Source organism: Falsirhodobacter algicola (assembly GCF_018279165.1).
Classification (GTDB): Bacteria; Pseudomonadota; Alphaproteobacteria; order Rhodobacterales; family Rhodobacteraceae; genus Falsirhodobacter; species Falsirhodobacter algicola.
Genome location: NZ_CP047289.1, coordinates 1,989,949 through 2,001,705 on the forward strand (window position 1 = coordinate 1,989,949; position 11,757 = coordinate 2,001,705).

Annotated in this window: 5 protein-coding genes; all 5 read left to right on the forward strand. The window is 63.1% G+C overall.

All coding sequences use genetic code 11. The features are described 5' to 3' along the window. The first annotated feature begins 9 nt into the window (after nt 1-9). Nucleotides 10-4,143 (forward strand): DNA-directed RNA polymerase subunit beta, encoded by a 4,134-nt coding sequence (gene rpoB / locus GR316_RS09965; RefSeq protein ID WP_211783774.1) that lies wholly within the window; start codon nt 10-12, stop codon nt 4,141-4,143. A 47-nt stretch (nt 4,144-4,190) separates the two neighbouring features. Then, nucleotides 4,191-8,390 (forward strand): DNA-directed RNA polymerase subunit beta', encoded by a 4,200-nt coding sequence (gene rpoC / locus GR316_RS09970; RefSeq protein ID WP_211783775.1) that lies wholly within the window; start codon nt 4,191-4,193, stop codon nt 8,388-8,390. A gap of 285 nt (nt 8,391-8,675) precedes the next feature. Continuing rightward, entirely contained in the window at nt 8,676-9,047 is a 372-nt protein-coding gene (gene rpsL, locus GR316_RS09975) for a 30S ribosomal protein S12 (protein ID WP_128254696.1), read from the forward strand. Nucleotides 9,048-9,058: 11 nt separating this feature from the next. Further along, nucleotides 9,059-9,529, forward strand: coding sequence for a 30S ribosomal protein S7 (gene rpsG, locus GR316_RS09980; RefSeq protein ID WP_211783776.1), 471 nt, complete (start codon nt 9,059-9,061; stop codon nt 9,527-9,529). Nucleotides 9,530-9,553: 24 nt separating this feature from the next. Further along, entirely contained in the window at nt 9,554-11,677 is a 2,124-nt protein-coding gene (gene fusA / locus GR316_RS09985) for an elongation factor G (protein ID WP_211783777.1), read from the forward strand. The last annotated feature ends 80 nt before the right edge of the window (nt 11,678-11,757 follow it).

Genomic DNA, 11,757 nt, shown 5'->3' on the forward strand with positions numbered 1-11,757 from the left:
ACCTTGAGCATGGCTCAGAGCTACGTTGGCCAGAAGCGCATCCGCCGTTACTTCGGAAAAATCCGTGAAGTTCTGGAAATGCCGAACCTCATCGAGGTTCAGAAATCCTCCTACGATCTTTTCCTGAAGTCGGGTGAAGGCCCGAAGGCGTCCGATGGCGAGGGGATCCAAGGCGTCTTCCAGTCGGTCTTCCCGATCAAGGACTTCAACGAGACGGCGGTCCTCGAATTCGTGAAATACGAACTTGAGAAGCCCAAATACGACGTGGACGAGTGCCAGCAGCGCGACATGACCTATGCCGCGCCGCTGAAGGTCACGCTGCGTCTGATCGTCTTCGATGTCGATGAAACCTCGGGCAACCGCTCGGTCAAGGACATCAAGGAGCAGGACGTCTACATGGGCGACATGCCCCTGATGACGTCGAACGGCACGTTCATCGTCAACGGGACCGAACGGGTGATCGTGTCCCAGATGCACCGCTCGCCGGGTGTGTTCTTCGACCACGACAAGGGCAAGACCCACTCCTCGGGCAAGCTGCTCTTCGCCTGCCGCATCATTCCCTATCGCGGCTCGTGGCTCGATTTCGAATTCGACGCCAAGGATATCGTGTTCGCACGCATCGACCGTCGCCGCAAACTGCCGGTGACGACGCTGCTCTATGCCCTGGGCCTCGACCAGGAAGCGATCATGTCGCAGTATTACGACACGGTCAGCTACACCTACGAGAAGAACAAGGGCTGGGTCACGCGCTTCTTCCCCGAACGTGTGCGCGGCACGCGTCCGGCGTTCGATCTGGTGGATGCCGCCACGGGCGAAGTGATCTGCAAGGCCGGCGACAAGATGACGCCGCGCATGGTCAAGAAGCTGATCGACGACGGCGACGTGAAGGAGCTGCTGCTGCCCTTCGACCGCATCATCGGTCGCTATGTCGCGCAGGACATCATCAACGAAGAAACCGGTGAGATCTACGTCGAAGCCGGTGACGAGCTGACGATGGAATACGATCGCAGCGGCGAAGTGAAGGGCGGCACCCTGAAGGTGCTGCTGGATCAGGGCATCACCGAGATCCCGGTCCTCGACATCGACGGCGTCAATGTCGGCCCCTACATCCGCAACACGATGGCGGCGGACAAGAACATGAACCGCGACAGCGCGCTCATGGACATCTACCGCGTCATGCGTCCGGGCGAACCGCCCACCGTCGAAGCCGCCTCGAACCTGTTCGAGACGCTGTTCTTCGACGCCGAGCGTTACGATCTTTCCGCGGTGGGCCGCGTGAAGATGAACATGCGCCTGAACCTCGACAAGCCGGACACGCAGCGGACGCTGGACCGCGACGACATCATCTCCTGCATCAAGGCGCTGACGGAACTGCGCGACGGCAAGGGTGAGATCGACGACATCGACCACCTCGGCAACCGCCGCGTCCGTTCGGTCGGCGAGCTGATGGAGAACCAGTACCGCGTCGGGCTGCTCCGGATGGAGCGCGCGATCAAGGAACGCATGTCCTCGGTCGAGATCGACACGATCATGCCGCAGGATCTGATCAACGCGAAGCCCGCGGCAGCGGCGGTGCGTGAATTCTTCGGCTCCTCGCAGCTGTCGCAGTTCATGGACCAAACGAACCCGCTGTCGGAAGTGACGCACAAGCGGCGTCTGTCGGCGCTCGGGCCGGGGGGTCTGACGCGGGAGCGTGCGGGCTTCGAGGTTCGCGACGTTCACCCGACTCACTATGGCCGGATGTGCCCGATCGAGACGCCCGAAGGTCAGAACATCGGTCTGATCAACTCGCTGGCCACCTTCGCGCGGGTGAACAAGTACGGCTTCATCGAAACGCCCTACCGCAAGGTGGTGGACGGCCAAGTCACCGACGAGGTGGTCTACATCTCCGCGACCGAGGAGATGCGCCACACCGTCGCGCAGGCCAACGCCACGATCGACGCCGATGGCCGCTTCACCAGCGATCTCATCTCCACCCGCCGCGCGGGCGAGTTCATGCTGAACCCGCCGGAGGCCGTGGACCTGATCGACGTGTCGCCGAAACAGCTGGTCTCGGTTGCGGCCTCGCTGATTCCGTTCCTCGAAAACGACGACGCCAACCGTGCTCTGATGGGTTCGAACATGCAGCGTCAGGCGGTTCCGCTGCTGCAGTCGGACGCTCCCTTCGTCGGCACGGGGATCGAGGCGGTCGTCGCCCGCGATTCCGGTGCGGCCATCATGGCCCGCCGCGCCGGTGTGATCGACCAAGTGGACGCGACCCGTATCGTCGTCCGCGCGACCGAGATGCTGGAGCCGGGCGAGCCGGGCGTGGACATCTACCGTCTGCGCAAGTTCAAACGCTCGAACCAGTCGTCCTGCATCAACCAGCGTCCGCTGGTGAAGGTGGGCGAACAGGTGGTGCGCGGTCAGGTCGTCGCCGACGGCCCGAACACCGACATGGGCGAACTGGCCCTCGGCCGGAACGTGATCGTCGCGTTCATGCCGTGGAACGGTTACAACTACGAGGACTCGATCCTGATCTCGGAGCGCATCCTGAAGGATGACGTCTTCACCTCGATCCACATCGAGGAATACGAGGTCGCGGCCCGCGATACCAAGCTCGGGCCGGAAGAGATCACGCGCGACATCCCGAACGTCGGCGAGGAAGCCCTGCGCAACCTCGACGAGGCCGGCATCGTCTATATCGGCGCCGAAGTGCAGCCGGGCGACATTCTGGTCGGCAAGATCACCCCGAAGGGCGAAAGCCCGATGACGCCGGAGGAGAAACTGCTCCGCGCCATCTTCGGTGAGAAGGCTTCGGACGTGCGCGACACCTCGCTGCGTCTGCCCCCGGGCGCCTATGGCACGATCGTCGAGGTCCGCGTCTTCAACCGTCACGGTGTGGACAAGGACGAACGCGCGCTGCAGATCGAGCGCGAGGAAGTGGAACGTCTGTCGCGCGACCGCGACGACGAACTCGCGATCCTCGACCGCAACATCTACTCGCGTCTGCGCACGCTGCTGCTGGGCAAGACCGCGGTGAAGGGTCCGAAGGGCATCAAGTCCGGCTCGACCATCGACGCGGATCTGCTGGGCACGCTGTCCAAGGGGCAGTGGTGGCAGCTGGCCGTGGCCGAGGAATCCGAAGCCAAGGACATCGAAGCCCTGCACGAGCAGTACGAGGCCCAGAAGCGCCAGCTCGACCACCGGTTCGAGGACAAGGTGGAGAAGGTGCGTCGCGGCGACGATCTGCCTCCGGGCGTGATGAAGATGGTCAAGGTCTTCGTGGCGGTGAAGCGCAAGCTGCAACCGGGCGATAAGATGGCCGGTCGTCACGGCAACAAGGGCGTCATCTCCAAGGTCGTGCCGGTGGAGGACATGCCGTTCCTCGCCGACGGGACCGCGGTCGATCTCGTGCTGAACCCGCTGGGCGTGCCGTCGCGGATGAACGTCGGACAGATCCTTGAAACCCACATGGGTTGGGCCGCGCGCGGTCTCGGGATCAAGATCGACGAGGCGCTGCAGGAATACCGCCGCAAGGGCGACCTGACCCCGGTCAAGGAAGCCATGCGTCTGGCCTATGGCGACGAGACCTACGAGGCGGCCTTCGGCGAACGCGACGACGACGACATCCTCGAGATGGCGGGCACCGTGACCAAGGGCGTTCCGATTGCGACCCCGGTGTTCGACGGCGCCAAGGAGCCGGATGTGAACGACGCGCTGCGCCGTGCGGGCTTCAACGAAAGCGGTCAGTCGATCGTCTTCGATGGCCGCAGCGGGGAGCAGTTCGCCCGTCCCGTCACGGTCGGTGTGAAGTACATGCTGAAGCTTCACCACTTGGTGGACGACAAGCTGCACGCCCGTTCGACCGGTCCGTACTCGCTCGTCACGCAGCAGCCGCTGGGTGGTAAGGCGCAGTTCGGTGGTCAGCGTCTGGGGGAGATGGAGGTCTGGGCTCTGGAAGCTTATGGCGCCGCCTACACCCTGCAGGAGATGCTGACGGTGAAATCGGACGACGTCGCCGGACGGACGAAGATGTACGAGAGCATCGTCAAGGGCGAGGACAACTTCGAAGCCGGCGTGCCGGAATCGTTCAACGTTCTCGTCAAGGAGGTCCGCGGCCTGGGCCTCAACATGGAACTCCTGGATTCGGAGGAAGAGTGAGGGCGGTCTCCGCCCCACTCACCCCATCCCTGTTTTAAGGACACAAGATGAACCAGGAACTGAGCACCAATCCGTTCAATCCGGTGGCTCCCGTCCGGACCTTCGACGAGATCAAGATCTCCCTGGCCTCGCCGGAGCGGATCCTGTCGTGGTCCTATGGCGAGATCAAGAAGCCCGAGACCATCAACTACCGCACGTTCAAGCCGGAACGTGACGGTCTGTTCTGCGCGCGCATCTTCGGGCCGATCAAGGACTACGAGTGCCTGTGCGGCAAGTACAAGCGCATGAAATATCGCGGCGTCGTCTGCGAGAAATGCGGCGTCGAGGTGACGCTGCAGAAGGTCCGCCGCGAGCGGATGGGCCATATCGAACTGGCGGCCCCGGTCGCGCATATCTGGTTCCTGAAATCGCTGCCGTCCCGCATCGGTCTGATGCTGGACATGACGCTGCGCGATCTGGAGCGGATTCTCTACTTCGAGAACTACGTCGTCATCGAACCCGGTCTGACCGATCTGACCTATGGTCAACTGATGACCGAGGATGAATTCCTCGACGCGCAGGACCAGTACGGTGCCGACGCCTTCACGGCCAATATCGGTGCCGAGGCCATCCGCGAGATGCTGGCCGCGATCGATCTGCAAGCGACGGCCGATCAGCTGCGCGAGGATCTGAAGGAAGCCACGGGCGAGCTGAAGCCGAAGAAGATCATCAAGCGTCTGAAGATCGTCGAAAGCTTCCTCGAATCGGGCAACCGCCCCGAGTGGATGATCCTGACCGTGCTGCCGGTGATCCCGCCGGAACTGCGCCCGCTCGTCCCGCTGGACGGCGGCCGGTTCGCCACGTCGGATCTGAACGACCTCTATCGCCGCGTCATCAACCGCAACAACCGTCTGAAGCGTCTGATCGAGCTTCGTGCGCCCGACATCATCGTGCGCAACGAAAAGCGGATGCTGCAGGAAGCTGTGGACGCGCTGTTCGACAACGGCCGCCGCGGCCGCGTGATCACGGGCACCAACAAGCGCCCGCTGAAATCGCTGTCGGACATGCTGAAGGGCAAACAGGGTCGTTTCCGTCAGAACCTTCTGGGGAAACGGGTCGACTTCTCGGGCCGGTCCGTCATCGTGACGGGGCCGGAGCTGAAGCTGCACCAGTGCGGCCTGCCCAAGAAGATGGCGCTGGAGCTGTTCAAGCCCTTCATCTACTCGCGTCTGGAGGCCAAGGGCCTGTCCAGCACCGTGAAGCAGGCGAAGAAGCTGGTCGAAAAAGAGCGTCCCGAGGTCTGGGACATCCTCGACGAGGTGATCCGCGAACACCCGGTGCTGCTGAACCGCGCACCGACGCTGCACCGTCTGGGCATTCAGGCCTTCGAACCGACGCTGATCGAGGGCAAGGCGATCCAGCTTCACCCGCTGGTCTGCTCGGCCTTCAACGCCGACTTCGACGGCGACCAGATGGCCGTGCACGTCCCGCTGAGCCTCGAGGCCCAGCTGGAAGCGCGCGTTCTGATGATGTCGACGAACAACGTTCTGTCGCCCGCCAACGGCGCGCCGATCATCGTTCCGTCGCAGGATATGGTGCTCGGTCTCTACTACACCACCATGCAGCGCGACGGCATGAAGGGTGAGGGCATGGCCTTCGCTTCGGTCGAGGAAGTGGAGCATGCGCTCGCCGCCGGCGAGGTGCATCTGCACGCCAAGATCCAAGCGCGGATCAAGCAGATCGACGACGAAGGCAACGAAGTCGTCCGCCGCTACGAGACGACGCCGGGCCGTCTGCGTCTGGGCAACCTGCTGCCGCTGAACGCCAAGGCTCCGTTCGAGCTGGTGAACCGCCTGCTGCGCAAGAAGGACGTCCAGAACGTCATCGACACCGTCTACCGCTATTGCGGTCAGAAGGAGTCGGTCATCTTCTGCGACCAGATCATGGGCATGGGCTTCCGCGAGGCCTTCAAGGCCGGCATTTCGTTCGGCAAGGACGACATGCTGATCCCCGACAGCAAATGGACCATCGTCAACGAGGTTCAGGAGCAGGTGAAGGACTTCGAGCAGCAGTACATGGACGGCCTGATCACTCAGGGCGAAAAGTACAACAAGGTCGTCGACGCATGGTCCAAGTGCAACGACAAGGTGACCGAGGCGATGATGACCACCATCTCCGCCACGCGTTACGACGAGAACGGCGCCGAGATGGAGCCGAACTCGGTCTACATGATGGCCCACTCAGGTGCGCGTGGCTCGGTCACGCAGATGAAGCAGCTCGGCGGGATGCGCGGCCTGATGGCCAAGCCGAACGGCGAGATCATCGAGACGCCGATCATCTCGAACTTCAAGGAAGGTCTGACCGTTCTTGAATACTTCAACTCGACCCACGGCGCCCGGAAGGGTCTGTCGGACACCGCGTTGAAGACGGCGAACTCGGGTTACCTGACGCGTCGTCTGGTGGACGTGGCGCAGGACTGCATCGTGCGCTCGCACGATTGCGGCACCGAGCAGGCGATCACCGCTTCGGCGGCGGTCAACGAAGGCGAAGTCGTCGCCCCGCTGTCCGAGCGTGTGCTGGGCCGTGTCGCGGCCGACGACATCTTCGTTCCGGGCACGGACGAGGTGCTGGTCGCGCAGGGTGAGCTGATCGACGAGCGCAAGGCCGACGCGATGGACCAAGCGAACGTCGCTTCGGTGCGCATCCGCAGCCCGCTGACCTGCGAAGCCGAAGAGGGCGTCTGCGCCATGTGCTACGGGCGCGACCTTGCCCGCGGTACGCTGGTGAACCAAGGCGAGGCCGTCGGCATCATCGCGGCGCAATCCATCGGTGAGCCGGGCACGCAGCTGACGATGCGGACCTTCCACATCGGCGGCGTGGCCCAAGGTGGCCAGCAGTCCTTCCTCGAAGCCTCGCAAGAGGGCCGGGTGGAGTTCCGCAACGCGCAGCTGCTGGAAAACGCGGCTGGTGAACAGGTGGCGATGGGCCGCAACATGCAGCTCGTCATCATCGACGATGCGGGGCAGGAGCGTGCGACGCACAAGGTGACCTACGGCACCAAGGTGCACGTCCGCGACGGCGACGTGATCAAGCGCGGCACCAAGCTGGTCGAATGGGACCCCTATACCCTGCCGATCATCGCCGAGCGTACGGGTGTGGCCCGCTTCGTCGACCTCGTCTCGGGCCTGTCGGTCCGCGAGGACACCGACGATGCGACCGGTATGAGCCAGAAGATCGTTTCGGATTGGCGCGCGGCCCCCAAGGGCAACGAGCTGAAGCCCGAGATCATCATCATGGACCCGGAAACCGGCGAGCCGATGCGCGGCGAGGGGGGCAACCCCATCTCCTACCCGATGTCGGTGGATGCGATTCTGTCCGTCGAAGACGGTCAGGACGTGAAGGCCGGCGACGTGGTGGCCCGTATCCCGCGCGAAGGCGCGCGGACCAAGGACATCACCGGGGGTCTGCCGCGCGTGGCGGAACTGTTCGAAGCCCGTCGTCCGAAGGATCACGCGATCATCGTGGAGCACGATGGTTACGTGCGCTTCGGCAAGGACTACAAGAACAAGCGCCGCATCACGATCGAGCCGGTGGACGAGAGCATGGCCGCGGTTGAGTACATGGTGCCGAAAGGCAAGCACATCCCGGTGCAGGAAGGCGACTTCGTGCAGAAGGGTGACTACATCATGGACGGCAACCCGGCTCCGCACGACATCCTGCGGATCATGGGGATCGAGGCTCTGGCCAACTACATGATCGACGAAGTGCAGGACGTGTACCGACTGCAAGGCGTGAAGATCAACGACAAGCATATCGAAGTGATCGTGCGGCAGATGCTGCAGAAGTACGAGATCCTCGATTCGGGCGAGACGACGCTGCTCAAGGGCGAGCATGTCGACAAGTCCGAGCTTGACGAGGTCAATGCCAAGGCCGACGTGCACGGTCTGCGCCCGGCACAGGCCGAGCCGATCCTGCTCGGGATCACCAAGGCGTCGCTGCAGACCCGCAGCTTCATCTCGGCGGCGTCGTTCCAAGAGACGACGCGCGTGCTGACCGAAGCGTCGGTGCAGGGCAAGCGCGACAAGCTCGTGGGCCTGAAGGAGAACGTCATCGTGGGCCGTCTGATCCCGGCCGGGACGGGCGGGGCGACGAGCCGCGTGAAGCAGGTCGCTGCCAAGCGCGATTCGGACGTGATCGAGGCGCGCCGCGCCGCTGCCGAGGCCGCCGTGCCGCTGGCAGCGCCGGGCACGGCCCAAGCCGACGAATGATCTTGCAAAGGGCCCCCTCGGGGGCCCTTCCGCATCTGGCCGCGTTGACAAGGCGGGTGATCCCCCGTATACGCGCGATACTGAATTGCGGGTTCGCCCGCCGCGACGACCTCCGGGTTTCGAAGTGATCATGATCCGGGCCATGCCCCGATCCTCTGGAATTCCACCGCGCCATCCCATCGCGGGATGGAGGCGGTTTTGGCGTTTTATCAGAACGCCCTGAACTGGCGCCCCCCGACAGGATCCGGGCAGGCGTTTACGCAACAGGAAGCAACGGGGAACCGAATGCCGACGATCCAACAGCTCATCCGCAAACCGCGGGAGCCGAAGAAGAACCGCTCCAAGTCCCAGCACTTGGAATCGTGCCCGCAGAAGCGTGGTGTGTGCACCCGCGTCTACACCACGACGCCGAAGAAACCGAACTCCGCTATGCGGAAGGTTGCGAAAGTCCGTCTCACCAACGGGTTCGAGGTGATTTCGTACATCCCGGGCGAGAAGCACAACCTGCAAGAGCACTCCGTCGTGCTCATCCGCGGCGGCCGGGTCAAAGACCTTCCGGGCGTGCGCTACCACATCCTGCGCGGCGTGCTGGACACGCAAGGCGTCAAAGATCGTCGTCAACGCCGTTCGAAATACGGCGCGAAACGTCCGAAGTGAGGTTCTGAGAGATGTCCCGTCGTCACGCCGCCGAGAAGCGCGAAATCCTGCCCGACGCCAAGTTTGGTGATCGGGTTCTGACCAAGTTCATGAACAACCTGATGATCGACGGCAAAAAATCCGTCGCCGAATCGATCGTCTACAACGCGCTGGACCGCGTTCAGGCCCGCCTGAAGCGCGAGCCGGTCGAAGCGTTCCACGAAGCGCTGGACAATGTGAAGCCGTCCGTCGAGGTGCGTTCGCGCCGCGTCGGTGGTGCCACGTATCAGGTCCCGGTCGAGGTCCGTCTGGAGCGTCGCGAAGCCCTCGCGATCCGCTGGCTGATCACCGCCGCCCGTAAGCGCAACGAGAACACCATGGAAGAGCGTCTGGCCGCCGAGCTTTCGGATGCCGTGAACAACCGTGGTACCGCTGTCAAGAAGCGCGAAGACACCCACAAGATGGCCGACGCCAACAAGGCGTTCAGCCATTATCGCTGGTAACCCATCAGCCTGAGGACCGAACCAATGGCACGCGACTACCCGCTGCAACGCTACCGCAACTTCGGGATCATGGCTCACATCGACGCCGGTAAAACGACGACGACGGAGCGGATCCTGTTCTACACCGGCAAGTCCCACAAGATCGGCGAGGTGCACGAAGGCGCCGCGACGATGGACTGGATGGAGCAGGAGCAGGAGCGTGGCATCACGATCACCTCGGCTGCGACCACCACCTTCTGGCAGCGCCAAGAAGATCCCACCAAAGAGGGTACTTCGGACACGAAGTACCGCTTCAACATCATCGACACCCCCGGCCACGTCGACTTCACCATCGAAGTCGAACGTTCGCTGGCGGTTCTGGACGGCGCGATCTGCCTTCTGGACGCCAACGCGGGTGTCGAGCCCCAGACCGAGACCGTCTGGCGTCAGGCCGACCGCTACAAGGTTCCGCGGATCGTGTTCGTCAACAAGATGGACAAGATCGGCGCGGACTTCTTCAAGTGCGTCGAAATGATCAAGGACCGCACCGGCGCGACCCCGCTGCCGATCGCACTGCCGATCGGTGCCGAGGATCAGCTGGAAGGCATCATCGACCTGATCAAGATGGAAGAATGGACCTGGCGGGGTGAAGACCTCGGTGCGTCCTGGACCCGTCAAGAGATCCGCGACGATCTGAAGGAGCTCGCCGATACGTGGCGCGCGAACCTGATCGAAACGGCCGTCGAGCAAGACGACGAGGCGATGGAAGCCTACCTCGAGGGCAACGAGCCCGACGAGGCGACGCTGCGCAAGCTGATCCGCAAGGGGACGCTGTCGCTGTCCTTCGTGCCGGTCACCGCAGGTTCGGCGTTCAAGAACAAAGGCGTTCAGCCGCTGCTGAACTCCGTCATCGACTTCCTGCCGTCGCCGCTGGACGTGCCCGCCTATATGGGCTTCGCACCGGGCGACGACACGGAAACGCGCGACATCCCGCGTTCGGCCGATGACGATCAGCCCTACTCGGCGCTGGCCTTCAAGATCATGAACGACCCCTTCGTGGGCTCGCTGACCTTCACGCGCATCTATTCGGGCGTCCTGCGCAAGGGCGATTCGATGCTGAACGCGACGAAGGGCAAGCGCGAACGCGTCGGCCGTATGATGATGATGCACGCCATCAACCGTGAAGAGATCGACGAAGCCTTTGCCGGCGACATCATCGCACTCGCGGGTCTGAAGGAAACGACGACGGGCGACACGCTCTGCGATCCGAACAACGCCGTGGTTCTGGAAACTATGACGTTCCCCGAGCCGGTGATCGAGATCGCCGTCGAACCGAAGTCGAAGGCCGACCAAGAGAAGATGGGTCTGGCACTGGCACGTCTGGCCGCCGAGGATCCGTCCTTCCGCGTCGAGACGAACTTCGAATCCGGTCAGACGATCATGAAGGGCATGGGCGAGCTTCACCTCGACATCCTCGTGGATCGTATGCGCCGCGAGTTCAAGGTCGAGGCGAACATCGGTGCGCCGCAGGTGGCCTACCGCGAGACCATCTCGCGCGAGGCTGAGATCGACTACACGCACAAGAAACAGACCGGTGGTACGGGTCAGTTCGCGCGCGTGAAGCTGGTCATCACCCCGACGGAGCCGGGCGAGGGCTACTCGTTCGAATCCAAGATCGTCGGCGGGACGGTTCCGAAGGAATACATCCCGGGCGTCGAGAAGGGCATCAAGTCGGTCATGGATTCCGGTCCGCTGGCAGGCTTCCCGGTCATCGACTTCAAGGTCGCTCTGATCGACGGCGCCTACCACGATGTCGACTCCTCGGTCCTCGCGTTCGAGATCGCATCGCGCGCCGCCATGCGCGACGGGATGAAGAAAGCGGGCGCCAAGCTGCTTGAGCCGATCATGAAGGTCGAGGTCGTGACTCCGGAAGAATACACCGGTTCGATCATCGGCGACCTGACCTCGCGTCGGGGCATGGTTCAGGGTCAGGACAGCCGCGGCAACGCCAACGTCATCACCGCAATGGTGCCGCTGGCCAACATGTTCGGCTACATCAACAACCTGCGCTCCATGTCTTCGGGCCGCGCGGTGTTCACGATGCTGTTCGACCATTACGATGCCGTTCCGCAGAACATCTCGGACGAGATCCAGAAGAAATACGCGTAATCGGAGCGGCGGGGGAAACCCCGCCCTTCCATTGTGTCGGGTGTTGCAGTCGCAGCACCGTTCCTGTAGTGCGGGGCCTT

Coding starts and splice junctions, on each gene's coding strand:
- rpoB (WP_211783774.1), top strand. CDS start 10: ATGGCTCAGAGCTACGTTGGCCAGAAGCGCATCCGCCGTTACTTCGGA.
- rpoC (WP_211783775.1), top strand. CDS start 4,191: ATGAACCAGGAACTGAGCACCAATCCGTTCAATCCGGTGGCTCCCGTC.
- rpsL (WP_128254696.1), top strand. CDS start 8,676: ATGCCGACGATCCAACAGCTCATCCGCAAACCGCGGGAGCCGAAGAAG.
- rpsG (WP_211783776.1), top strand. CDS start 9,059: ATGTCCCGTCGTCACGCCGCCGAGAAGCGCGAAATCCTGCCCGACGCC.
- fusA (WP_211783777.1), top strand. CDS start 9,554: ATGGCACGCGACTACCCGCTGCAACGCTACCGCAACTTCGGGATCATG.